The organism is Rhizobium sp. FG113 (genome assembly GCF_057809895.1).
Map to the genome: position 1 here is coordinate 364,999 of NZ_JBMDKV010000003.1, position 24,240 is coordinate 389,238.

26 protein-coding genes and 1 riboswitch are annotated in these 24,240 nt (G+C 61.8%); of the genes, 11 read left to right on the forward strand and 15 right to left on the reverse strand.

The genetic code is table 11. From position 1 onward, the window contains the following. Positions 1-52: 52 nt before the first annotated feature. Entirely contained in the window at positions 53-1,825 is a 1,773-nt protein-coding gene (locus tag ACODTZ_RS12050; RefSeq protein ID WP_489025966.1) for an ABC transporter ATP-binding protein, read from the reverse strand. A 145-nt stretch (positions 1,826-1,970) separates the two neighbouring features. Further along, on the reverse strand, positions 1,971-2,186 hold the full coding sequence (locus tag ACODTZ_RS12055; protein WP_489025968.1) for a hypothetical protein: 216 nt from the start codon (positions 2,184-2,186) through the stop codon (positions 1,971-1,973). 71 nt (positions 2,187-2,257) lie between these two features. On the opposite strand from ACODTZ_RS12055, the gene rutA reads away from it, so the two are divergent. The 7 genes from rutA to ACODTZ_RS12090 all read left to right on the forward strand — a co-directional run bounded on the left by rutA (position 2,258) and on the right by ACODTZ_RS12090 (position 6,773). After that, a complete protein-coding gene (rutA, locus tag ACODTZ_RS12060; RefSeq protein ID WP_047511950.1) occupies positions 2,258-3,346 on the forward strand; it encodes a pyrimidine utilization protein A in 1,089 nt (362 codons plus the stop codon). Then, complete coding sequence (gene rutB / locus ACODTZ_RS12065; RefSeq protein ID WP_489025970.1) at positions 3,343-4,080, forward strand: pyrimidine utilization protein B; 738 nt, start codon at positions 3,343-3,345, stop codon at positions 4,078-4,080. The genes rutA and rutB overlap by 4 nt, the downstream gene beginning before the upstream one ends. Positions 4,081-4,106: 26 nt before the next feature. Further along, on the forward strand, positions 4,107-4,496 hold the full coding sequence (rutC, locus tag ACODTZ_RS12070) for a pyrimidine utilization protein C (RefSeq protein WP_018902385.1): 390 nt from the start codon (positions 4,107-4,109) through the stop codon (positions 4,494-4,496). A gap of 14 nt (positions 4,497-4,510) precedes the next feature. After that, positions 4,511-5,302: a pyrimidine utilization protein D gene (gene rutD, locus ACODTZ_RS12075; RefSeq protein WP_489025972.1), complete on the forward strand. Its 792-nt coding sequence runs from the start codon at positions 4,511-4,513 to the stop codon at positions 5,300-5,302. Between the two features lie 27 nt (positions 5,303-5,329). After that, a complete protein-coding gene (locus ACODTZ_RS12080) occupies positions 5,330-5,845 on the forward strand; it encodes a flavin reductase (protein WP_489026222.1) in 516 nt (171 codons plus the stop codon). Between the two features lie 110 nt (positions 5,846-5,955). Continuing rightward, positions 5,956-6,264, forward strand: coding sequence for a hypothetical protein (locus ACODTZ_RS12085; protein WP_489025974.1), 309 nt, complete (start codon positions 5,956-5,958; stop codon positions 6,262-6,264). A gap of 80 nt (positions 6,265-6,344) precedes the next feature. Next, positions 6,345-6,773, forward strand: a complete 429-nt coding sequence (locus tag ACODTZ_RS12090; protein ID WP_111565065.1) for a DUF4864 domain-containing protein — start codon at positions 6,345-6,347, stop codon at positions 6,771-6,773. A 3-nt stretch (positions 6,774-6,776) separates the two neighbouring features. Here ACODTZ_RS12090 and tgt read toward each other — a convergent pair whose 3' ends face one another. The 5 genes from tgt to coaD form a co-directional block, all read right to left on the reverse strand. Then, positions 6,777-7,907, reverse strand: coding sequence for a tRNA guanosine(34) transglycosylase Tgt (gene tgt / locus ACODTZ_RS12095; protein ID WP_489025976.1), 1,131 nt, complete (start codon positions 7,905-7,907; stop codon positions 6,777-6,779). Continuing rightward, positions 7,908-8,990, reverse strand: a complete 1,083-nt coding sequence (gene queA, locus ACODTZ_RS12100) for a tRNA preQ1(34) S-adenosylmethionine ribosyltransferase-isomerase QueA (protein WP_489025978.1) — start codon at positions 8,988-8,990, stop codon at positions 7,908-7,910. A gap of 86 nt (positions 8,991-9,076) precedes the next feature. Further along, on the reverse strand, positions 9,077-9,586 hold the full coding sequence (locus ACODTZ_RS12105) for a peptidylprolyl isomerase (RefSeq protein WP_018902378.1): 510 nt from the start codon (positions 9,584-9,586) through the stop codon (positions 9,077-9,079). Between the two features lie 26 nt (positions 9,587-9,612). Further along, positions 9,613-10,176 carry a peptidylprolyl isomerase gene (locus ACODTZ_RS12110; RefSeq protein ID WP_047511972.1) on the reverse strand — a complete coding sequence of 188 codons (564 nt, stop codon included), beginning with the start codon at positions 10,174-10,176 and terminating at the stop codon, positions 9,613-9,615. Positions 10,177-10,201: 25 nt separating this feature from the next. Continuing rightward, positions 10,202-10,696: a pantetheine-phosphate adenylyltransferase gene (gene coaD, locus ACODTZ_RS12115; protein ID WP_018902376.1), complete on the reverse strand. Its 495-nt coding sequence runs from the start codon at positions 10,694-10,696 to the stop codon at positions 10,202-10,204. A 215-nt stretch (positions 10,697-10,911) separates the two neighbouring features. Between coaD and ACODTZ_RS12120 the strand changes: the two genes are divergently transcribed. Then, positions 10,912-11,088 carry a hypothetical protein gene (locus tag ACODTZ_RS12120; RefSeq protein WP_181459357.1) on the forward strand — a complete coding sequence of 59 codons (177 nt, stop codon included), beginning with the start codon at positions 10,912-10,914 and terminating at the stop codon, positions 11,086-11,088. A 576-nt stretch (positions 11,089-11,664) separates the two neighbouring features. Here the strand turns inward: ACODTZ_RS12120 and ACODTZ_RS12125 are convergent. The 5 genes from ACODTZ_RS12125 to ACODTZ_RS12145 are packed head-to-tail and all read right to left on the reverse strand — an operon-like array spanning position 11,665 to position 16,217. Then, positions 11,665-12,156 carry a GNAT family N-acetyltransferase gene (locus ACODTZ_RS12125; protein WP_489025981.1) on the reverse strand — a complete coding sequence of 164 codons (492 nt, stop codon included), beginning with the start codon at positions 12,154-12,156 and terminating at the stop codon, positions 11,665-11,667. A gap of 28 nt (positions 12,157-12,184) precedes the next feature. Beyond that, positions 12,185-12,793, reverse strand: coding sequence for an ABC-type transport auxiliary lipoprotein family protein (locus tag ACODTZ_RS12130; RefSeq protein ID WP_018902371.1), 609 nt, complete (start codon positions 12,791-12,793; stop codon positions 12,185-12,187). 16 nt (positions 12,794-12,809) lie between these two features. Next, complete coding sequence (locus ACODTZ_RS12135; RefSeq protein ID WP_111565061.1) at positions 12,810-14,180, reverse strand: MlaD family protein; 1,371 nt, start codon at positions 14,178-14,180, stop codon at positions 12,810-12,812. A gap of 9 nt (positions 14,181-14,189) precedes the next feature. Next, the gene (locus tag ACODTZ_RS12140) at positions 14,190-15,038 is read right to left on the reverse strand and encodes an ABC transporter ATP-binding protein (RefSeq protein ID WP_018902369.1); all 849 of its coding nucleotides are present in this window, start codon (positions 15,036-15,038) and stop codon (positions 14,190-14,192) included. A gap of 9 nt (positions 15,039-15,047) precedes the next feature. Then, positions 15,048-16,217, reverse strand: a complete 1,170-nt coding sequence (locus ACODTZ_RS12145; protein WP_413396073.1) for an MlaE family lipid ABC transporter permease subunit — start codon at positions 16,215-16,217, stop codon at positions 15,048-15,050. A gap of 98 nt (positions 16,218-16,315) precedes the next feature. Between ACODTZ_RS12145 and dgcA the strand changes: the two genes are divergently transcribed. Then, entirely contained in the window at positions 16,316-17,299 is a 984-nt protein-coding gene (gene dgcA, locus ACODTZ_RS12150; protein WP_489025984.1) for an N-acetyl-D-Glu racemase DgcA, read from the forward strand. Here dgcA and ACODTZ_RS12155 read toward each other — a convergent pair. Together ACODTZ_RS12155 and ACODTZ_RS12160 are read right to left on the reverse strand one after the other, a co-directional pair. Then, a complete protein-coding gene (locus ACODTZ_RS12155; RefSeq protein WP_113011365.1) occupies positions 17,251-18,471 on the reverse strand; it encodes an MFS transporter in 1,221 nt (406 codons plus the stop codon). The genes dgcA and ACODTZ_RS12155 overlap by 49 nt on opposite strands. A 178-nt stretch (positions 18,472-18,649) precedes the next feature. Further along, positions 18,650-19,462, reverse strand: coding sequence for a UDP-2,3-diacylglucosamine diphosphatase (locus tag ACODTZ_RS12160; protein WP_026283711.1), 813 nt, complete (start codon positions 19,460-19,462; stop codon positions 18,650-18,652). Between the two features lie 266 nt (positions 19,463-19,728). Between ACODTZ_RS12160 and ACODTZ_RS12165 the strand changes: the two genes are divergently transcribed. Together ACODTZ_RS12165 and ACODTZ_RS12170 are read left to right on the forward strand one after the other, a co-directional pair. Further along, positions 19,729-22,041, forward strand: a complete 2,313-nt coding sequence (locus ACODTZ_RS12165) for an NADP-dependent malic enzyme (RefSeq protein ID WP_047511987.1) — start codon at positions 19,729-19,731, stop codon at positions 22,039-22,041. Positions 22,042-22,183: 142 nt separating this feature from the next. Continuing rightward, positions 22,184-23,302 (forward strand): DUF2865 domain-containing protein, encoded by a 1,119-nt coding sequence (locus tag ACODTZ_RS12170; protein WP_489025986.1) that lies wholly within the window; start codon positions 22,184-22,186, stop codon positions 23,300-23,302. Positions 23,303-23,315: 13 nt separating this feature from the next. On the opposite strand, the gene bluB is transcribed toward ACODTZ_RS12170, so the two are convergent. Further along, entirely contained in the window at positions 23,316-24,002 is a 687-nt protein-coding gene (gene bluB, locus ACODTZ_RS12175) for a 5,6-dimethylbenzimidazole synthase (RefSeq protein ID WP_489025988.1), read from the reverse strand. 40 nt (positions 24,003-24,042) lie between these two features. Next, positions 24,043-24,227, reverse strand: a riboswitch (cobalamin riboswitch). Positions 24,228-24,240: the final 13 nt, after the last annotated feature.

Genomic DNA, 24,240 nt, shown 5'->3' on the forward strand with positions numbered 1-24,240 from the left:
TAAACAAGAGAATTGCGGTTCTCACCTAAGGTGAGGATCTCAGCGCCAAAGCTTATGCCAGCTTCTTCTTGTCAGGCGCGCCATCGTCATCTGGCGCGCTCGTCTGCTGCGCCATATGCAGCCGCCGATAAGGGCCTGCGCGCCGCAGCAGGTCGCGGTGGCTGCCCTCTTCGACTACCCTGCCCTTGTCGATCACGCAGATCCGGTCCGCCTCGGTGATCGTCGCCAGCCGGTGCGCGATGACGAGCGTCGTGCGTCCCTGAGACAGCTCCGCCAACGATTGCTGGATCGCCCGTTCGGTCTCCGTGTCCAGCGCCGACGTCGCCTCATCGAGAATGAGGATCGGCGGGTTCTTCAGGAAGATGCGGGCAATCGCGAGCCGCTGCTTCTGGCCGCCGGAAAGCTTGACGCCGCGCTCGCCGATGATGGTGTCCAGTCCAGCCGGCAGGCCGGCGATCACTTCGTCGAGACGGGCCCGGCGGGCCGCATCGAGAATGTCGGCTTCGGTCGCGCCGAGCCTGCCATAGGCGATGTTTTCGCGCATGGTGCCTGCAAACAGGAACACGTCCTGCTGCACGATACCGATGCTCGAACGCAGCGAAGAGAGCGTCATCTCTCTGATATCGACGCCATCAATAGAAATCGCGCCAGTGGTGACGTCATAAAACCGCGGCAGCAACGAACAGACGGTCGTCTTGCCTGCCCCTGACGGTCCGACGAAGGCGATCGTCTCGCCCGCCCTGATGGTCAGGTCGAGCCCGTCGAGGATCGGCTTGCCGGCCTGGTAGGCGAAGCGAACGTCGCTGTAGCGGATATCGCCGGTCAGGCGCGGCATGTTGCGGGCGTCCTTGATATCGGCGATATCGGGATCGGTGTCGAGAAACGCCGTATAGCGCTGGAAGCCGGCGATCCCCTTCGGATAGGTCTCGATGACCGAATTGATCTTGTCGATCGGCCGGAAGAATACGCCGACGAGTAGCAGGAAGCCGACGAAGCCGCCGGCCGAGAGTTCACCTCTGGTGACATACCAGGCGCCCACAAGCATCACGACCACCTGCACGAAACGCATCGACAGATAAGACAGCGACGTCGAAGCCGCCATCGCCCAATAGGCCTGCAGCTTGGTCGAGAGATAGCCGGCATTGTTGACGGCGAAGAGCTTGCGCTCGTGGTCCTCGTTGGCGAAGGCCTGGACGACGCGAATGCCACCGACAGTCTCCTCGATGCGGGCGTTGAAATCCGCTACGCGTCCATAGAGCGAATGCCAGGTCTTGGTCATCCGGCGGCCGTAGCGCGTCGTCACATAGGCCGTCAGCGGCACGATCAGCGCGGTCACGATCGCCAGCGGCGGATGCTCCCACCACATCAGAATGAAGGCGCCGACCAGCGTCATCACGGCGATGAAGATATCCTCCGGCCCGTGATGCGCGACCTCGCCGATCTCTTCGAGATCCTTTGTCAGTCGCGCCACGAGATGACCGGTCTTCTGGTTGTCGAAATAGGAGAAGGAGAGCTTCTGCAGATGATCGAACGCCCTCGCCCGCATCTCCGTCTCTATCTTCAGGCCAAGCATGTGGCCCCAATAGGTGACGATCACCTGCAGCCCGGCGTTGACGACATAGATCGCAAGCAGCCCGATGGCAGCCAGTCCGATCAGGCCCAATTGGCCGGTCGGCAGCAGCCTGTCGATGAACATCGTGACGGCGACGGGAAAGGCAAGCTCCAGGAGGCCCGCAGTCACCGCGCTGCCGAAATCGAGCACGAAGAGCCCGCGATGCGGCCTGTAGTAGCCGGCAAAGCGTTTCAGCAGCGACGATGTGCTCATCCGCGAGCCCTCCCCAATCAAAATAAGAAGCTTGCGGCGCGCCATCCGGCGCTGAATGCAACTGTGTGGAAAACAGTGCGCCCTGGCAAAGGCCAGCCGCTTCAAGGATTTGCCCGATATCCAAATCCGGCATCAAAAAGTCAAGTTACTTCTTGGTGAGACCGCGTCCCGAGGTTGTGCGTGGCAACGGGGCTGTGTGGATCTGCGGAATATTCAGGCAGGATCGAGTGCGGCCAAAAATTTGAGCAGCAATGTCTGCTTTTTCGGCAGGAAATTTATCGTTCGGTAAAAAATTGACCAAACGATAAATAAATTCAGCCTGATCATACGGCATCGCCATGATTTCGTTGATGTTTGTCAATCTGGCACGCCACCTGCATTGAAAATGCCGAACCAGATCCTTTGCGCCATTGCCTCAAGAGGAGAGCAGATATGGAAATCGGTGTTTTCATCCCGATCGGAAACAATGGTTGGCTGCTGTCGGAAAACGCGCCGCAGTACAAGCCGAGCTTCGAGCTCAACAAGGAGATCACGCTGAAGGCCGAGAAATACGGCTTCGACTTTGCCTTGTCGATGATCAAGCTGCGCGGTTTCGGCGGCAAGACGGAATTCTGGGACTACAATCTGGAATCCTTCACGCTGATGGCCGGCCTTGCCGCCGTCACGTCGAAGATCAAGCTCTTCGGCACGGCCGCGACGCTGGTCATGCCGCCGGCAATCGTTGCGCGCATGGCGACCACGATCGACAGCATTTCCGGCGGTCGTTTCGGCGTCAATCTCGTCACTGGCTGGCAGCGGCCGGAATACAGCCAGATGGGCCTGTGGCCGGGCGACGACTATTTCGGCGACCGTTACGAATATCTCGGCGAATACACGACCGTCCTCAAGGACCTTTTGACGACGGGCCAGTCCGATCTCAAGGGCAAGTTCTTCCAGATGGATGATTGCCGGATGAAGCCGGTTCCTGAAAGCGTGAAGCTGATCTGCGCCGGATCGTCCGACAAGGGCATGGCATTCTCCGCCGCCTATGCCGATTACAGTTTCTGCTTCGGCGTTGGCGTCAACACGCCTACAGCCTTCGCCTCCACCAACCAGCGCCTTCTTAACGCAACCGCAAAGACCGGACGCGACGTGCGTTCTTTCGTACTGACGATGGTGCTTGCCGAAGAGAAGTCGGAAGACGCCTGGGCGAAATGGGAGCATTACAAGGCTGGCGCCGACGAGGAGGCGATTAAGTGGCTCGGCCTGCAGAGTGCCGCCGATACCAAATCCGGTTCCGACACCAATGTTCGCCACATGTCGAACCCGGTCTCGGCGGTCAATATCAACATGGGCACGCTGATCGGCTCCTATGAGGAGGTCGCAGCCATGCTCGACGAGATGGCCGCCGTGCCCGGCACCGGCGGCGTCATGCTGACCTTCGACGATTTCGTCGAAGGCGTCGAGAAGTTCGGCAAATACGTCCAGCCGCTGATGAAGAGCCGCCGCCACGTGACCGAAATGCTGGAGGCTGCCGAATGAGCGTCGCACCTGTCGGATACGAGGCGCCGCGCGAGCGCACGCAGAGCGTCACCCTCCCCGCCCGCCCCGAGCCGATCACGCTGAAGCCAAGCGAAACCGCCGTCGTCGTCGTCGACATGCAGAACGCCTATTCGACCGAAGGCGGCTATGTCGACCTCGCCGGCTTCGATATCACCGGCGCCAAGGGCACGATCGGCAACATCAAGAAGACGCTCGACGCCGCGCGCGCTGCAGGCGTCCAGGTCATCTATTTCCAGAACGGCTGGGACAAGGACTATGTCGAGGCCGGCGGACCGGGCTCGCCCAACTATCACAAGTCGAATGCACTGAAGACCATGCGCCAGCGGCCGGAGCTGCAGGGCCAGCTTCTTGCCAAGGGCACATGGGACTACGCGATCGTCGACGAGTTGCAACCGCAGCCCGGCGACATCCTCGTGCCGAAAACGCGTTACAGCGGCTTCTTCAACACCAACATGGACAGCGTGCTGCGCGCCCGCGGCATCCGCAATCTCGTCTTCGTTGGCATCGCCACCAATGTCTGCGTCGAGAGCTCGCTGCGCGATGCCTTCCACCTCGAATATTTCGGCGTGATGCTTGAGGACGCGACCCATCACCTCGGGCCCGATTTCATCCAGCAGGCGACCGTCTACAACGTCGAGAAGTTCTTCGGCTGGGTCGCCACCGTCAATGATTTCTGCGGCGTCATCTCACAAGCAGCGCCCACCGAAGCCTGATCAAAAGCAAAAGAAGAGGACACATCATGCCAAAATCGATCATCGTCCCCGAGGGAACCCAGAAGCCGATCGCACCTTATTCGCCCGGCACGCTTGCTGACGGCATCGTCTACGTCTCGGGCACCCTGCCATTCGACAAGAACAACGATGTCGTCCATGTCGGCGATGCCGGCGCCCAGACCCGCCATGTGCTCGAGACCATCAAATCGGTGATCGAAACGGCTGGCGGCACGATGGAAGACGTGACCATGAACCACATCTTCGTCACCGACTGGGCCAACTACCAGGCCGTCAACGCCGTCTATGCCGAATATTTCCCTGGCGACAAGCCGGCCCGCTATTGCGTTCAGTGCGGCCTGGTGAAACCCGACGCGCTCGTCGAGATCGCGACCGTCGCCCATATCGGCAAGAAGTGAGTAAAGTCAGCAAGATGCATTTCGACATACACGGCCAGACCCATGCCGGCGCCCGCACCATCATCCTGTCCTCCGGCCTTGGCGGGTCGGGCGGCTACTGGGCGCCGCAGATCGAGGCGCTATCAGCCGATTTCCGCATCATCACCTACGATCATCGCGGCACAGGCCGCACCGGCGGTGAGGTGCCCGAGGCGGGCGGCATCGCCGCCATGGCCGATGATGTGCTGGAGATCACGCTGGAACTCGGCATCGAACGCTTCGACTTCATGGGCCACGCGCTCGGCGGCCTCATCGGGCTCGATATCGCGCTCCGCCGCCCCGACATGATCGGCCAGCTCATCCTCGTCAACGCCTGGAGCAAGGCGGATCCGCATTCCGGCCGCTGCTTCGATGTCAGGATCGAGCTGCTGGAGAAATCCGGCGTCGAGATGTTCGTCAAGGCGCAGCCGCTTTTCCTCTATCCCTCGGTCTGGATGTCCGACAATGCCGAGCGTCTCGACGCTGAGGAGCGGCACGCCATCGCCCATTTCCAGGGCAAGACCAATATCCTGCGTCGTATCGCTGCTCTCCGGGCCTTCGATCTTGACGACCGTCTGTCGGAGATCGCGGCCCACACACTCGTCATGGCCACCCGCGACGACCTCCTCGTCCCCTACACCCGATCGGCGCGCCTCGCCGAAGGACTGCCAAACGCCGAGCTGGCGCTGACCGATTTCGGCGCCCACGCCGTCAACGTGACGGAGGCGAAGACGTTCAACGACACCATGCTGCGCTTCCTTCGTGACGCGAGATCCGAAATCCGTTAGGACCCCGATATGCAAGCATCAGCCAAAATGATCCCGGAGGCGCCCGCGACTGTCACGGGTGCAGTTCCCGACCAGCGCAAGCAGGACTACCGCAACGCCATGGCCCGCCTCGGCGCCGCCGTCAACGTCGTCACCTCCGATGGCCCGGCCGGCCTTGCAGGCTTTGCGGCAACCGCCGTCTGCAGCGTCACCGACGATCCGCCCACGCTTCTGGTCTGCATCAATCGCGGCTCCTCCGCTTACCCCGCCGTCAACGCCAACCGCGTGCTTTGCGTCAACACGCTGTCGCACGCCCACGAGGATCTGAGCCGACGCTTCGGTGGCAAGACCCCGGTGCAGGAACGGTTCGAAGGCGCGAGCTGGTCGGTGCTGGAAACAGGTGCGCCGGCGCTTGACGACGCGCTGATCTCGCTCGACTGCAAGGTGAAGTCGGTCTCCGATGGCGGCACCCACGACATCCTGATCTGCGAGGTGGTCGCCATCAAGGAGAACGAAGGTGGCCAAGCGCTGATCTATTTCGATCGCCGCTATCACACGATCTGATCCCGCTTACGGAACAAGAGCTTAGTTCAACGCGTTCCTGCCGGAATTCAGGCTCATCCCGTTACGTGACGTCCTGTCGCGCCACGGGGATGACCATCTTGGAGACGCCGATGCCCTGGATCGCCTTTATCGTTCACTTCTTTGCCGCCGCCATCATGACGAACGGCATTCCGCACTTCGTCAACGGCGTCTGTGGCCGGCCGTTCCGCACGCCATTCGTGCGGATGTCAGGTTCCGGCGAGAGCTCGGCGGAACTGAATGTTGTCTGGGGCTGGGCGAACTTCGTCGTCGCCTTCCTGCTCTTCGCCAATGTCGGGCCGCTCTATATCGGCACTCCCATCGACACCATCTTCATCGCCGCAGGTGTGCTCATAGCCGGCCTGATCCTCTCGCGAATATTCGCACGCGGCCGGCTCTGATTGCCTCTTTCCTTGCGCGCTGAAAGCCCTACAATCCAAGGGGTGGCGGCTATGGCCACGGGATAGTGGGAGATATGCCGATGCGCGCCTTCTTCGCAGTCCTCATCCTCAGTCTCACCGCGATTTTCACGCTGTCTCCAGCGCGCGCGGAAGACCCGCTGGATACCACGCGGTCGATGATCGAGGCGCAGATCAAGGCCTTCCTGCAGGACGATCCGGAAGCTGCGTATTCTTACGCCGCCCCGGGTATCAAGGCCGTCTATCCCGACAAGAACGTCTTCTTCGCCATGGTCAAGAAGAGCTACGAGCCGGTCTACCACCCCGGAAATTACGCCTTCGGCCGCAGCCGCTCGATCGACAACGGCGCGATGATCTACCACGAGGTGCTGATCTCCGGCCGCGACGGCAAGGACTGGACCGCGATCTACCAGGTCATCCGTCAGCCGGATGGCAGCTACAAGATCGGCGGCGTCCAGATCCTGCCGGATACGGAGAGCAAGGGAATCTGAGCCTTAGACCGGGTCGATATCGCCCTTAGCCCACTCAGCTTCCGTCTCCGCCATGAAGTCCGCGAAGCGACCTTCGGCGATTGCCTTGCGGATCCCCTGCATCAGTTCCTGATAGTAGGAGAGGTTGTTCCAGGAAAGCAGCATGCCGCCCAGTGCCTCGTTGGAGCGCACGAGGTGGTGCAGGTAGGCACGCGAGTAGTCACGCGTCGCCGGGCAGTTCGACTGCTCGTCGAGCGGGCGCATATCCTCGGCATGGCGGGCATTGCGGATGTTGACCTTGCCTCGGCGGGTGAAGGCCAGGCCGTGACGGCCGGAACGGGTCGGCATCACGCAGTCGAACATGTCGATCCCGCGCGCCACCGAGCGCAGCATGTCCTCGGGTGTGCCGACGCCCATGAGATAGCGCGGCTTCTCGGTCGGCAGGACCGGCAGCGTCTCCTCAAGCATCTTCAGCATGACAGCCTGCGGTTCGCCGACGGCAAGACCGCCGACCGCGTAGCCCTTGAGGTTGAGATCGGCAAGCGCTGCGGCCGAGCGCACGCGCAGAGCCGGAATATCGCCGCCCTGCACGATGCCGAACATCGCCTTGCCCGGCTGGTTGCCGAAGGCGACCTTGCAGCGCTCGGCCCAGCGCAGCGACATCTCCATGGCCCGCTCGATCTCGCGCGGCTCGGCCGGAAGCGCAACGCATTCATCGAGCTGCATCTGGATATCACTGTCGAGCAAACCCTGGATCTCGATCGAGCGCTCCGGCGACATGTGGTGCAGGCTGCCGTCGACATGGCTCTTGAAGGTCACGCCCTGCTCGTCGAGCTTGCGTAGACCAGAGAGCGACATGACCTGGAAGCCGCCGCTGTCGGTCAGGATCGGCCCATCCCAGCGGATCAGCTTGTGCAGGCCGCCAAGCCGCGCAACGCGCTCGGCCGTCGGCCGCAGCATCAGGTGATAGGTATTGCCGAGAATGATATCGGCGCCGCCCTCGCGCACCTGGTCGAGATACATCGCCTTGACGGTGCCGACGGTGCCGACGGGCATGAAGGCCGGCGTGCGGATCGTGCCGCGCGGCATGGAAACTTCGCCGAGACGGGCGCCGCCATCGGTCTTCTTGAGGGTGAACTGGAAGTTCTCGGTCATCTAGTCTTTCCGGAAAAGAAGGCTGGAATCGCCATAGGAATAAAAGCGGTAGCCTGTGGAAATGGCATGTTCATAGGCCGCATGCATGGTCTCCAGGCCGGCAAAGGCCGAGACCAGCATGAACAGCGTCGAGCGCGGCAGGTGGAAGTTGGTCATCAGCACATCGACCGCCTTGAAGCGGTAGCCAGGCGTAATGAAAATGCCGGTGGCGCCCGCCCAGCCGCGGATCTCGCCGCTGTCCTGCGCCGCACTCTCGATCAACCGCAGCGAGGTGGTGCCGACGCAGACGATCCGCCCACCCCTCGCCTTCACGGCATTGAGCTTGGCAGCGGTTTCGCCGCTGACATAGCCGCTTTCGAGATGCATCTTGTGGTCGTCGGTGTCGTCGACCTTCATCGGCAGGAAGGTGCCGGCGCCGACATGCAGCGTCACGAAATGCCGCTCGATGCCGGCCTTGTCGAGTGCCGCGAAGAGTTCGGGCGTGAAATGCAGCCCGGCGGTGGGTGCTGCGACAGCGCCGTCCTCGCGGGCGTAGATGGTCTGGTAATCGGCGCGGTCGCGCTCGTCCTCGGCGCGCTTGGCGGCGATATAAGGCGGCAGCGGAATATGGCCGACGGAATGGATGACTTCGTCGAGCGCCGGGCCCGACAGATCGAAGGCCAGCGTCACCTCGCCGCCCTCGCCCTTCTCTTCCACGGTGCAGTCGAGCGCGCCGAGAAGGCAGCTTTCGCCACCATGGCCAAAGGCGATCCGGTCGCCGACCTTGATGCGCTTGCCGGGCTTAGCAAACGCCTTCCAGCGGTTGGCGCCGACCCGCATGTGCAGCGTCGCCGAAACCTGCTGGCCGCCCGCACCCTCGCGGTGGCGAATGCCTTCGAGCTGAGCCGGGATGACCTTGGTGTCATTGAAAACAAGCGCATCCCCCGCCTTCAGGAAGGACGGCAGGTCGGAAACACGGTGGTCGGAGAGCTGCGTTTCGCCATTGGGATCGACGACCAGCAGGCGCGCGCTGTCGCGCGGCTCGGCGGGCCGCAGCGCGATCCGCTCATCGGGAAGCTCGAAATCGAAAAGGTCTACGCGCATTAGGGCAGTTCCAGGAAGGCTGGTCCAGGCAAAGCGAAACCCGCCCCGCGCTCTCGCGCAAGGGCGGGTTCCAGCAAACATCACAATCAGACGTCGGCGGCAACCCGCATCGAGACGATCGAATCCGGATCGACGACCGGTTCGCCCTTCTTGATCTTGTCGACGTTGTCCATGCCTTCGATGACCTGCCCCCAGACGGAATACTGCTTGTTCAGCCAGGGAGCATCCGTGAAGCAGATGAAGAACTGCGAGTTGGCAGAGTTCGGGTTCTGCGAACGGGCCATCGAGCAGGTGCCGCGGATGTGGCTGACGGCCGAGAATTCAGCCTTCAGATCAGGCTTCTCGGAACCGCCCATGCCGGCGCGACCCGGGTTGAAGCTCTCGCCGCCCTTCTTGCCGAACTTCACGTCGCCGGTCTGCGCCATGAAGTCGTTGATGACGCGGTGGAACACGACGCCGTCATAGGCCTTCTCGCGTGCGAGTTCCTTGATGCGGGCCACGTGCTCGGGCGCCACTTCAGGCAGAAGCTGGATGACGACATTACCCTTGGTGGTTTCCAGGATGATGGTGTTTTCCGGATCCTTGATCTCAGCCATTGTTATTCTCCTACTGGTCTTGAAACTTACTTCTTGGCGATGGTGACCTTGACCATGCGGTCAGGATTGCTGACTTCGCCGTTCTGGCCTTCGCCCTTCTGGATCTTGTCGACGTTCTCCATACCGGAGATCACCTTGCCGACGACCGTGTACTGGCCGTTCAGGAAGGAGCCGTCAGCGAACATGATGAAGAACTGCGAGTTGGCCGAATTCGGGTCCTGCGAGCGCGCCATGCCGACCGTGCCGCGCACGAACGGGGTCTTGGAGAACTCGGCCGGAATGTTCGGCATGTCCGAACCGCCGGTGCCGACCTGGCCCTTGTCGAAGCCCTTTTCCATGTTGCCGTACTGCACGTCGCCGGTCTGCGCCATGAAGCCGTCAATCACGCGGTGGAAGGCAACATTGTCGTAGGCGCCCTTCTTGGCCAGCGCCTCGATCTGGGCGACATGCTTCGGCGCGACATCAGGCGCGAGCTCAATCACGACGGGGCCGCTCTTCAGCTGGATCGTCATCGTGTCGGCGGCGAAAACGTCACCAACGAACGAAGCGAGATAAAGCACGCCGGCAAATGCAATATAGAAAAGTTTCATGTGAGCTCCGTTTCGGCGAATATGCCTAGGATTTGCGCTTGGATTGAAGGGCTTTCAAGACGGCGGCAGGCACGAATGCACTGACATCGCCTCCCATGCCTGCGATTTGACGGACCAATGTGGCGGTTATGGGCCGCGAGGCCGTGCCGGCGGGCAGAAAAACGGTCTGGATATCCGGCGCCATCTGCCGGTTCATGCCCGCCATCTGCATTTCGTAATCGAGATCGGTACCATCTCTCAAGCCCCGGATCAGAAGCGTCGCGCCATGCGCACGGGCAGCATCGACCACAAGATTATCGAAGGACACGACCGATATATCCGACGCCCGCTCCGGCAACACCTCGGCCAGCGACTGGCGGATCAGCTCGCCCTTTTCCTCGAACGAAAAAAGCGGCGTCTTGCCGGGATGAATGCCGATCGCGACGATCACCTTCGACGCAACATTCAGCGCCTGGACGAGCACGTCAACATGTCCGTTCGTGATCGGGTCGAAAGACCCCGGATAGAAAGCTGTCGTCATTGGCCCCGGCCATTTGTTTCGACGCCTTTTGTCATGGATAAGGCCTTGCCGCAAGTCATTTGCCCCAAGCTCCACCCACGTGCAACCGGTGCTCGCCCGACGACTGAATGCCGGATGAACGGCCCATTCAAGGCCGCTTCAGCCGCGATCTCTATAACAGGATGCATCAACGCCGCCGATGCCGACAAGGATCGGTTCACTCCTGGAAACCCACGATGCTCATCCTGCTTGTCATCACCTCGGTCGCCCTCTCCCTCGCCTTCGAATTTGTCTACGCGTACATCCTTGAGGTGCGTGACGCGGCTTGGGTGCGCAGTGACGTGAGGGAACATCACGAGATCGTACGCGTTATGGGTCGCGTCTCCTTTAAACCGATTAGAGAAGACGCATAAACCGATTTAGGAAGATGAACGCCAGATGAACGAGGCATTCAAAGAGGCTTCAGATCGGCGTTGGTAAACGACTTGTCAATGTCCTGCGGAACCAATTCCAAACGGACGCGTTCTTTCAATCGAAGCGTTGCGCAAATAGGCGCTACAAGGAAGATGAATATGCCAAACAAGATTACCATGATTAACGCAGTATGGATGGTAATGATGACGGGTATGCTTGCAGCAACTGTTGCGCTTTATGATCAGAAGGTAGATGCGTCCAAAGTATACGGCCCTTATGCGTCGGCTCGTACGACCGTTGTGAGCCAATACTAAGGGACGTGAAAGCAAAATCCTGGAGGATTGCTTATGTTCACGATCTTGACTGTGCTTACTGCCCTTATCAGCATCATGTTTATCGTATCTGTGGCATCGACCGTGACCGCTCTGCGGCGCGAAACCGAGGAAGATAAGAGACTACATGGCAAGCATAGCGTCTTTTGATCGGCTCTGAGCAGCCCGACAGCTGAAATACGAAAAGGCCGAGCGGCTCCCAGCGCTCGGCCTTTTCGCGTCTTGAGCAAGATGAGCAATACGTTAGTCGACGATCCGCCTGACCATGATGACGTCATCGACCTCATGGTCGCCTTCCAGCACGCCACCCGGTATCAGCCCCGCCTGGATAAACCCCTCATTCCGATAAAAGCTGATCGCCGCCGGGTTCTCGGCGCTGGCCGTCAGTTCAAGCTGACGAATGCCGTGTTGCTTGGCGTAGTCCACGACATGGTCGAGCAGGTCGCCCGCCAGCCCCGTTCCGCGCTTCTCCCGACGCACATAGACCATGATGATCGTCGCGCGATGCGCCATCTTCCCGGCCCGCTGTCTGAGCAGCCCCATGATGGCCACGGGCTCGTCGCCGTCGAAAGCAAGAAAGACGGGATCGGCGAGCAATCGTCGCCGCCATTCATCGTCGGGAAGCTTTGCCCATTCATCGAAGCTGCTGGCAAAAGCGGATGGCTCCAGGCGCAGTGCCTCGAGCCGGATGCGCTTGAACGCTTCCACATCGTCAGCGCCCAAAATCCTGATCATGCCGCTCTCCCAAAAGCGTCCCGATCGATCAGATCGACTTCAGCGTCCAGTCGACGATCTCGCTGGTGACACCGGCGAATGCGCGGTCGAGCGCCTTGACGAAGGCCTCGTTGGATCCGCCGCCAGCAGGTACCGTTTGCGAGAACACCTTCTGCGCCCGCACCGATCCGTTGCGATCGTTGAGGATCTTGGCCGAGATCTCGACCACCGCCTGGCTGCCGCCACCGGTGCGGATTTCGAAGGCGCGGATGTCGGTCACGACCTGATAGTCGATCGCCAAGCCCTGCCCGGGAACGCCGACGCCGCCGAGCTTGCCGGAGTTCTCATAGGCCTCGACGAGCTTGGCCTGAACCATGCGCGGAAGCTTGTCGCTCCACTGCGCCTTGGCGAGATACTGGATCTCCGAAGACGAGACCTTGATGACGATCTGCTCGCTGTTCAGCGCCTGCAACGCCGTCGGCTGCTGCACCAGGATCTGGCGACCCTTCGCCGAAGGGCCGCTGCCGCTCACAGGCGCGGAGAGATCATAGGTATCGTTCTTGGCCGCCGTTCCGCACCCCGATAATGCCAGGGCGAGAAGCGGCAGAGCGAGCATGGTCTTCATAAGACGCGAACGACGCATATCCGACACAGCCATATGTTGACTTCCCCTGTTAACGCCTGGTCCGGCCATCATATTGTTTCACTGTGTCCCCGCCGAAGATCAGTCGCTGCGGGTCCTTGTCGAAATTGCTGATCGCATCGTTCAAATTCTGCACCGTCAGACGCGCATCGTTGATCAGCGCCTGAACGTTTTGCAGACCGCCGCTCGAGAACTTCTGCAGATTGTCGGCGATCGGGCCGATGCGGCTGTTCAGATTGTCCGCGACCTTCTTGAACGAATCCAGCGTCTCGCGCGCCTGGGTGAACATCGACTGCGTGCTGTCGTCTCCAAGCAGCGTGTCGAGCTTCGCCAGGATACCGTCGACGCGGGTCGATGCGGCGTTCAGCTTGTTGGCCATCTGCGTGACGTTCTGGATCGTCGAATCGATGTCCTTCTGGTGCGAATTCACCGTATTGGCGACATCCTTGATCGAGGCGACCGCCGCGCGCGCATCCTTGGTTGTCTGCGCGATGTCGTCGACGGAACCCTTCACCTTAGCCGGATCGATCTGCGCCACGAGCGTATCGACCTTGTCGAGCGTCGCCTGCGCCTTCTTGCCAAAGTCGTTATAGGTGGTGGCCGTCTCCTGGAACTTCTGGATGGCGTCCTTCAGGCCGCCCGACGCGTCGGCGACATTGCGGCTCACCGTCTCCGCGTTCGAGAGGATCGTATCGATCTTCTTGGCGTCAACCGTCTTCACCAGCGATTCGATCGCAGCCAGCGTCGAATCCACGCGGCCGGACACGTTGCGCACGGTGTCGGAAAGCTGGCCCACGCTCTGCAGGAAGCTGTCGATATTGCCCGAATTCTTGGCCAGCGCGTCCGAGAACGTCTCGGCGTTCTGCAGCGTCTTCGTCAGCGGTCCACGGGCATCCTTGACGAAGCCCTGAACCTGGCCGACGGCGTCGTTGGCGCGGTCGAGGATCTTGTCGGCGGTGGCGAGCAGGTTGGTGACGCTCGACTGGTCGGCGACGATGACCGCACGCTTGCCCGTCTCCGCCGCCGTCTGCAGGATGTTCTTTTCCCCGACACGACCGCCGGAAAGCTCCACATAGGCAGCGCCCGTAAGGCCCTGGATCTCGAGGATCGCCTTAGTGGTCGGATAGATCGGCGCATCGACGCGTACTTCGGTGAAGGCCAGCGAGAACTGCGGATCATCGGCGTCGATCGACAGCGATTGCACCGAACCCACCTGAATGCCGTTGAAGCGCACCGGCGAGCCGACGCTCAATCCGTTCGCCGAGCCCGGAATGCGCACGATGAGTTCGGCCATCGGGCCGCCACGGCCATACTCGGCCATCCAGTAAACGAAGCCGAAGGCAGCCGCGATGACCAGAACCGTAAAGAAGCCGACGATTGTGTAGTTCGCTTTGGTTTCCATCTTATCCGCTCACTTCCCGCGGCTATCTTGCGCCAGCCTGATGTCGGCTGAAGCGTGGCCATCCTGCGGCACGATCGAACGCGCGCGCTTGCCCTTGAAATAAGCCTGAACCCAGGGGTCGTCATAGGCCAGCATGTCTTCGATCGTCCCCTCGACCATCACCTTCTTCTTGCCCAGCACCGCGATACGGTCGCAGACGGAAAACAGGCTGTCGAGGTCGTGGGTCACCATGTAGACGGTGAGACCGAGCGTATCGCGAAGCTTGGCGATCAGCTCGTCGAATTCCGCAGCCCCGATCGGATCGAGGCCCGAGGTCGGCTCGTCGAGAAAAACCAGTTCCGGATCGAGCGCCAGCGCTCGCGCCAGTGCGGCACGCTTGATCATCCCGCCCGAGAGTTCCGAAGGATATTTGTCGGCCGCATCCGCCGCCAGACCCACCAGCCGGATCTTCAGATGCGCCAGCTCATCCATCAGCGCCGGCGGCAGGTCGAGATACTCGCGCATCGGAACCTGGATATTCTCCTTCACCGTCAGCGAGGAAAACAGCGCGCCCTGCTGGAAGAGAACGCCAAGGCGCATGTCGAGCGCGTTGCGCTGCGGCTCGTTTAGTTCGTCGAAGTCCTGGCCGAGGATCTTGATCTGGCCGGAGCGGCGCGGCAGCAGCCGCAGAACCGTGCGCATCAGCACAGACTTGCCGGTACCCGAAGCACCGACAAAACCCAGGATCTCGCCCTTGTAGATATTGAGGTTGAGATTATCGAGAACGATCTTCGACCCGAAGCCAACAGTGACGTCGCGCGCTGAAAGCACGATATCCCGCCCTGCCTCGTCCTTGGTCGTTGTCTGCTGTTCGTCCACGCAAAATCCCTAAAAATTAATAGCTGCATAGAACATGGCGAATAGCCCGTCCATGAGAATGACCACGAAGATCGCCTTCACCACCGACGAGGTCACGTGCTGGCCGAGCGATTCGGCGCTGCCACCTACCTTTAAGCCCTCGACGGCCGCGACGATACCGATAACCAGCGCCATGAACGGCGCCTTGATCATCCCCGACAGCACGGTCGACAGCGTGATCGCCTCGTGCAAACGGGCGATGAAGTTGGCGAAGGTGATTCCCGAATAGCCCCAGGCAACGACGGCCGCGCCGAACAGCGAGGCGAAGTTGGCAAGCACGGTCAGAAGCGGCAGCGCAACGGTCAACGCCACAAGGCGCGGGAAGATCAGCACGCCGATCGGGTTGAGGCCCATGACCTTCAGCGCATCCACCTCTTCGCGCATCTTCATCGAGCCGATTTCGGCCGTGATCGCACTACCCGAACGGCCGGCGATCATGATGGCGGTCAAGAGCACGCCGATTTCGCGCAATTGCAGAATGCCGACGAGGTCGACGACGAACACTTCAGCACCGAAATAGCGTAGCTGGAAGGCGCCCTGCTGCGCGATGATCGCGCCGATCAGGAACGACATCAAGAGAATGATCGGCGTGGCGCGAACGCCCATGTGGTCAATCTGGTTGATGATCGACGCCGGCGAAACGCCGCTGCCGCGGCCGAATTTCATCTGCGCGCCGCGCACCGCCGAGCCGAGAATGTACATCGCCGCAGAAAGATTGTTCCACAGATCGTACATCATCCGGCCGATGGGGGCGAAGATACGCTCCTGCAGCGAACGCGGCGGAACCTGCTCGACTTCCTGCTTCGGACGCTCCTCGGAAAACGATTCGAGCAGCTCGTCGATATGCTGGTTGCTGCCCTCGATATGGACAGTGCCGCCGGCATCCTCGACCTGCTTCTTCAGCCGGCAGAGCAGCCAGACGCCGGCCGTGTCGATATCGGTGATGCCGGAGAGATCGAGCGTCAGATTCCCGCCCTTGTGGGCCGAAAGCTTGTCGAAATCCCTGAGAACGAGATGTATGTTGGCGCTTCGCCAGTTGCCTTCGAGATGCACGAGCGTATCCGAACCATGAGCTTGGTCGTCCACGTGCAGTGAGGCGGCGTTACGGTTCTCGGACTTCAAAATGCTTGTGTCTCTCAAGGCTTACGGCGACATTGCCGACTCGCGAACACAGGTCCGCAACGTTGTGCCAATATAACGATGCCGCATCAGATTTCCATGCTTGCAGGATTGCATTTATGCCACGGTCACTTGAAATTCAGACGGACTCTTTTCCGATTGCCGGCACCTTCACGATCTCGCGCGGCACCAAGACAAGTGCGGAGGTGATCCTCTGCACGGTGAGCGAGAACGGCGTCTCCGGCCGCGGTGAATGCGTCCCCTATAGCCGCTACGGCGAGACCATGGAAAGTGTCGGCGCGCAGATCGAAGCCGCCCGTCCGCTGATCGAAGCCGGCCTCTCCCGCGCCGATCTGCAACAGGCCATGCCGCCGGGTGCCGCCCGCAACGCCGTCGATTGCGCCCTCTGGGATCTCGAAGCCAAGCAAACCGGCACCTCGGTCGCGACCATGCTCGGCCTCGCCGCCCCGCATTCGCTGACGACGGCCTTCACCATCTCGCTCGGCGAGCCCGAGGTCATGGTCGAACACGCCCGCGCCAACGCGGCTCGTGCGCTGCTCAAGGTCAAGGTCGGCACCGGTCACGACGAGAGCCGCATTCGCGCGGTGCGCGCTGCCGCCCCCAACGCCGCGATCATTCTCGACGCCAACGAAGGCTGGCCGGAAGACCGCCTCGCCCACCATCTGCGGGTCGCCGCCGAATGCGGCGTGGCGCTGGTCGAGCAACCGCTGCCGGCAGGCAAGGACGAACTGCTGGCCGAGATCGACCGCCCTATCCTCGTCTGCGCGGATGAAAGCGTCCATCACACCGGCGATCTCGCCAGCCTGCGCGACCGCTACGACGCCATCAATATCAAGCTCGACAAGACGGGCGGGCTGACCGAAGCATTGGCGATGAAGCGCGAAGCTGAGCGGCTGGAGTTCCAGATCATGCTTGGCTGCATGGTCGGCACATCGCTCGCCATGGCGCCCGCCGTGCTTCTGGCCCAGGACGTAGCCTTCGTCGATCTCGACGGACCGCTGCTTCTTGCCCGCGATCGCGAACCGGGCCTGCGTTACGCCGGTTCGCTCGTCTTCCCGCCGGAACCGGCACTCTGGGGCTGAAGATAATAGGCGACGATGATAAGGCCTAGCCCAAGAACCGCCGTCAGCGCCATGATGTAGTAGCTCGCCATGCCGAGTGCTGCGTAGATGTAGCCCGACGCGATGGTCATCAGCCCCATGAACATGCCGTTGTAGAAGAAATACGCACCCTGCGCCGACGATTCCTGCGTCGCCTGCACAGAGGCGATGATCCGCCGCTGTACGCCTGTGTGGACGAAGGCGTAGCTGAAGGCGTGCAGGCACTGCAGCAGGAAGAAGCCGACGAAGCCCCACTGCATCGGAAACAACAGCCACCGGCAGACACACACGGCGGCGCCGACACGGATCAACGTCCAGGCATCGAAATGGCGGCTGAGCCGCTTCGATTGGAAGAACACCGTCACCTCGGCCGCGACGCCGGCACTCCACAACAACGCGATTTCCGTGCCGGAAAAGCCGAGATCGCGCCAATAGATCGTCGCAAAGGCCTGCAGAAGCGCATGGCTCGACTGCTGGATGGCGACGCCGATGAGCAGCATCAACAGATGCGGCTGCCTCAGCGAGCTGCCGGTCGCCTGCTGCAGATCGACAGGCGTGCCGCGCCTGCGCGTCGGTCCGATGCGCGGACAGTAGAGCGCCATCACCATCGTCATGACGAAACCGAAGATCATCACGGGCAGAACCATCTGCCCGCCCCAGTTTCCGATCAGTCGCCCGCCGACGAGTGTGGAGGCGATAAAGGCGACAGAGCCCCAGACCCGCATCGAGCCGTAGTCGAATCCCCAGCGCCGCACGCCGGAAATGACGATCGATTCGACCACGGGCACATAGGGGGAAAACGTGGCACCCTGGATCGTGTAGACGATCAGCACCGGCCAGAACGTGTCGGTCCAGTAGAGCGCGATCGCCGTCAACAGCGACAGGCCGCCGGAAAACACCAGCACATCGGCGCGCTCCTTCATCCGGTCCGCGTACATCGCCACGATCGGTGCCACGAGCACGCGCACCACCATCGGCACGGCGAGGATGATGCCGATCTCGTGGTCGCTGAACTTGTGCATCGCCAGCCAGACGGGAAAGAACGGCAGCGCGACACCGTTTACAAGCAGTGGCGCGCAATAGGACAAAGCGCTCAGCAGCCGGAAATGGGCGGGCGCGACCTCTGTAAAAGAGGCATTCGTGGCGGGAATCATCGGTGTGACCTGAAAGGAACCTGCAAGTTGCCTAACACGTCACCTTAAGGGCAACCAAGGCGAGATGAGGTCGCCCCAAACCGATTTCAAAAATAAGCCAAAACTGTCGCGAAACGGCAACGGCAGCAGCTGCACAATACCATTTCGCAACAGCGAGATACTTCAGATCATCAGGCTATCAGGCTGCCTGCTGTGCCGGTTCGCGCTTGCGGTGATCTTCGAGCGCCAGCGGAGCGGGAGCGGCAGCGCCGCCCATGGTGCGCCATTCGATCAGCTCGAAGGTGCCGTCTTCGTGCTCGGCGATCGCCGTGCAGCTTTCGACCCAGTCGCCTGTGTTGATGTAGCGCACGCCGTCCATGTCTTCCATGACGGCATGGTGGATGTGGCCACAGATCACGCCGTCGGCGCCGCTCTTGCGGGCTTCGTCGGCCACCACCTTCTGGAACTCGCCGATGAAGTTGACGGCGTGCTTGACCTGTAGCTTCGCCCAGGCCGAGAACGACCAGTAGGGCATGCCGAGCTTGCGACGAATGGCGGCGAGCCCGATGTTTATCATGATCGCCATGTCGTACGCCCAGTCACCGAGGTAGGCGAGCAGGCGGGCGTTGCGGACCACGACGTCGAACTCGTCGCCATGCAGCACCAGATACTTCTTGCCGTCGGCCGCCTCATGCATCATCCGCTCGGCCACTTCGATGCCGCCGAAGTGCATGCCGGGGAAGTCGCGCAGGAATTCGTCGTGGTTGCCGGGGATATAGACGATACGCGTTCCCTTGCGCGCCTTGCGCAGCAGCTTCTGGATCACGTCGTTGCATTCCTGCGGCCAGTACCAGCTGCGCTTCAGGCGCCAGCCGTCGACGATGTCTCCCACCAGGAAGATCGTGTCGGCTTCGTGGTACTTGAGAAAGTCGATCAGGAAGTCGGCTTTCGCGGCTTTCGAGCCGAGATGGACGTCGGAAATAAAGAGCGTACGGAAGTGGCGCGTATCCATATTGTCCTTCACAAGCAAACTGCCCGTGCCCCATGCTTCATCTGTGCCTCTGAAAACCAGACTCGTGTTTCAGGAAGATGACACGGCCCGGATGTCAGGCCCTGATCACAGGCCCTTCCGTCGCAAATCCCCGGTATCTCGCGGGCGCTGTTGCACATTTGCGTTGTTTTTGGGAACCGGAACCGAAATTCTCGCTGTTACCGTCTTTCGATTGATGTATTGAAAGCGCTCCAATGAAAGCATGTGCGACAGCCTGGAGCATTACGATGGATCACAGCGACAAACCGAAGACGGACAACAAAGCGGCAGGCGGCAGCCTCGATGAACAGGCGTTGTTCTTCCACCGTTATCCCCGTCCCGGCAAGATCGAGATCCAGGCCATCAAGCCGCTCGGCAACCAGCGCGACCTCGCGCTCGCCTATTCGCCCGGCGTCGCCGCCCCCTGTCTCGCCATCCGCGACAATCCTGAGACGGCCGCCGACTACACCTCCCGCGCCAATCTGGTTGCCGTGATCTCCAACGGAACGGCCGTTCTCGGCCTCGGCAATATCGGCCCGCTGGCCTCCAAGCCGGTGATGGAAGGCAAGGCCGTTCTCTTCAAGAAGTTCGCCAATATCGACGTCTTCGACATCGAGGTCGATGCAACGACCGTCGATCACATGGTCTCCACCGTCGCCGCGCTCGAGCCGACCTTCGGCGGTATCAACCTTGAAGACATCAAGGCGCCGGAATGTTTCGAGATCGAGCGCCAGCTCCGCGAAAAGATGAAGATCCCGGTCTTCCATGACGACCAGCATGGCACCGCCATCATCGTCGCCGCCGCGATCCTGAACGGCCTGGAGCTCGCCGGCAAGAAGATCGAAGAGGTCAAGATCGTCGCCTCCGGCGCTGGCGCCGCGGCCCTTGCCTGCCTCAACCTCCTCGTCACCCTCGGCGCCAAGCGCGAAAACATCTGGGTCCACGACCTCGAAGGCCTCGTCTATGAAGGCCGCGTCGAGCTGATGGACGAATGGAAGAGCGTCTACGCGCAGAAGAGCGACACCCGCACGCTGGCTGAAAACATCGGCGGCGCCGACGTCTTCCTCGGCCTCTCGGCCGCCGGCGTCCTGAAGCCGGAGCTCCTGGCGCAGATGGCCGAGAAGCCGCTCATCATGGCGCTTGCCAACCCGAACCCGGAGATCATGCCGGATCTCGCCCGCGCCGCCCGCCCGGACGCGATGATCTGCACCGGCCGCTCGGACTTCCCGAACCAGGTCAACAACGTCCTCTGCTTCCCCTATATCTTCCGCGGCGCGCTCGATTGCGGCGCCGTCACGATCAACGAGGAAATGAAGATGGCGGCCGTGCGCGCCATCGCGGCCCTCGCCCGCGAGGAGCCGTCCGATGTCGCCGCCCGCGCCTATTCGGATGAAACGCCGATCTTCGGCCCCAACTATCTCATCCCCTCGCCGTTTGATCCGCGCCTCATCCTGCGCATCGCGCCCGCCGTCGCCAAGGCTGCGGCCGATAGCGGCGTGGCGCTGCGCCCGATCGCCGATTTCGACGCCTACCTCGACCAGTTGAACCGCTTCGTCTTCCGCTCCGGCTTCGTCATGAAGCCGATCTTCGCGGCGGCCAAGAATGCCGACAAGAAGCGCGTCATCTTCTCCGAAGGCGAAGACGAGCGCGTGCTGCGCGCCGCCCAGGTTCTGCTTGAGGAAGGCATCGCCAAGCCGATCCTGATCGGCCGTCCGCAGGTCATCGAAACGCGCCTGAAGCGCTACGGCCTGCGCATCCGTCCGCTGTCTGATTTCGACGTCATCAATCCGGAAGACGATCCGCGCTTCCGCGAGTACGTCGAGCTCTACCTCTCGCTCGTCGGCCGCCGCGGCGTCATCCCGGAAGCGGCGCGTACCATCGTTCGTACCAACACCACGGTTATCGGCGCGCTGGCGCTGAAGCGTGGCGAGGCCGATGCGCTGATCTGCGGTCTCGAAGGCCGCTATGAGAAGCACCTGCGCGATGTCCGCCAGATCGTCGGCAAGCGCCCAAACGTTCGCGATTTCTCGGCACTCAGCCTGCTGATCTCGCAGCGCGGCGCCACCTTCTTCACTGACACCTATGTGACGTTCAACCCGACTGCCGAGGAAGTGGCGGAATCCGCCGTTCTCGCCGCCGAGGAAATCAAGCGCTTCGGCATCACGCCGCGCGCCGCCCTCGTCTCGCATTCGAACTTCGGTTCGCGTGAATCGGAAAGCGCCACCAAGATGCGCAACGCTCTGCAGCTCGTGCGCGACACCGCGCCCGATCTGGAAGTCGATGGCGAAATGCACGGCGAGAGCGCAATCTCGGAAACGCTGCGCAAGCGCGTCATGCCGAACACCACGCTGCACGACGAAGCCAACCTTCTGGTTTTCCCGAACCTCGATGCGGCCAACATCACGCTCGGCGTCGTCAAGTCGATGACGGACGGCCTGCATGTCGGCCCGATCTTGCTCGGCGCGGCCATGCCCGCCCACATCCTGGCGCCATCGGTCACCTCGCGCGGCGTCGTCAACATGGCGGCCCTCGCGGTCGTCGAGGCATCTCAGCCGGCATGATTTGGGCGGCGTGATTTGCCTTGGACGCTGAAAATGCGTTAGGCTTTGAGCGGCAGCTTGTTAAGACAAGCAATGTATATCGAAGGGCGGGCCATGGTCCGCCCTTCGCCATTTGGTATTTGCTCACTGACGGGACGATGCCTTGAAACGCCTCACGCTGGCCGCAGCACTCCTGATTGCCCTTTCCGCCCCTGCCTATGCGCAGCTGGCGCCGATCTGCGGTCAGCTGCGCGCCCGTCTGGCCACAATTCCAGAGACGATCGGCGGTGGCATGTCGCCCGAAATACGCCGCTTCGCCAGCGCCATCACCGAACAAAACCTCGAGCTTCGCAAGCTGCGCAGCGACCAGCGCCGCAGCGGCTGCAGCAGCGGCAGCATGGTGGTGATCGGCGGCGACAATGCCGGCTATTGCGGCGAGCTAGAACAGGCCGAAGCCAAGATGCTCGACAACATCGCCGACCTGCAGATGCGGCGGGACGAGTTGCGCGCGCAAAGTCCGGACGCCCGCCTGCGCAACGAACTCTTCGCCGCACTCGACGAAAACAACTGCAATTCGCCCGTGCAGCAATATGAAGAGCCGCAATATGCGAACCCGCCCAGCATCGACGATCAGGCCATGCGCAGCGACACCTTCATTCCGCTCGGCGGCGAGCGGCAGCGCTCCTACGAGTTCTCGCCCGGCGGCCAGCCTCTGACGCATCTGAACACGATCTGCGTGCGCAGCTGCGACGGCGGCTTCTTCCCCATCCGCTCGAACGCCACCTCCTTCGATTTCGCCCGCGACGCCAACACCTGCCAGCAGATGTGCCCAGGTATCGAAACCGAGCTCTACTATCACGACGTTTCCAGCGGCGAGACCGAGAACATGATCTCTGCCTCCACAGGCGCGCCCTACAGCGCCATGCCGAATGCATTCGCCTACAAGAACCGCAAGCCCGGTGAGAAATCATCCTGCAGCTGCAATCTGCCCGCCTATTACGAACAGATGCGCCGCAACCAGTCTGTGAGCGCCCCGCCGCCGCAGAGCTCGATCACCACGATCGAAACCCCGAACACCGCCGCCGCCAAGCCCGAAACCCAACCCACGCCTCAACCGCCCGCACCCCAGGCGCAGGTCCCCGATCGCCCCTATGATCCGAGCGCCGGCAAGGTGCGCCAAGTGGGGCCGCAGTTCCTCGCCGGCGATCAAGGGTCGATCGACCTGAAACACCCCGCCATGCCGGGCGCCCAGCCGCAGCAACCGCCGGCGCAGAAGCAATAGCAGGCGTCGCGGGCTATGCGCCCCCGCCCCAGCGATCCGTAAACACCAGATCCTCCAGCGGCAATCGCTGTCGCCACCCTTTCACGGCGAGCTCCGGCTCCTCGTAGAGCTGGTCGACATAGCCGACACAGAGCCATGCGACGATCTCGATCCGCTCAGGCACGCCGAGCGCGCGCTTCAGATCGGCCTCGTGAAAGATGCTCACCCAGCCGACGCCCACGCCCTCGGCGCGCGCTGCAAGCCACAGGTTCTGCACCGCGCAGACGGTGGAATAGGAATCCATCCGCCTATTGTGCGTGCGCCCCAGCACCACGTCGCCGCAGCGATCCGGATCGCAGGTCACGCAGATGCCGACGGGTGCCGTGCGAATGCCCTCCAGTTTCAGGGCGCGGTAGGCTTGCTGCCGCTCGCCGGAAAACATCGCCGCCGCCTCGGCATTGGCCTTGGTGAAAGCCTCCCACACGGTCGAACGCACGGCTTGATCGCGCACCACAATGAAATTCCACGGCTGCATGAAGCCAACGGACGGCGCATGATGAGCGGCCGCCAGCAGCCGTCCGATCACGTCATCGGGCACGGCATCCGGCAGGAACTCCGATCGCACATCGCGTCTGGTCTCGATGGCTCTGTAAACGGCGTCGCGCTCGCTCGCCGAAAAGGCACCCGCTCTCGCAAGAGAGCCAGATTGGTCTGGTCGCATCGTCAATCCCCAACAACACAACCGGCCGCTGTCCAGGCGGTCAGTCTATGATTGTCGGGCCGGTCTTCTGACTTGGCGTCATCCGTCTGCCACGCCTTCCCGGCAAAAAGCGCCAGTGGCATAAAGCGGCAGACGTCGGCCTTACAGCGTTGGGCACGTTCCGGTCTTGCACCGAATTCCCGATTCTCCCGCAAGCCTGCGGGCACCCGACGCGCCACCTATGCCGACAAACCGCGCA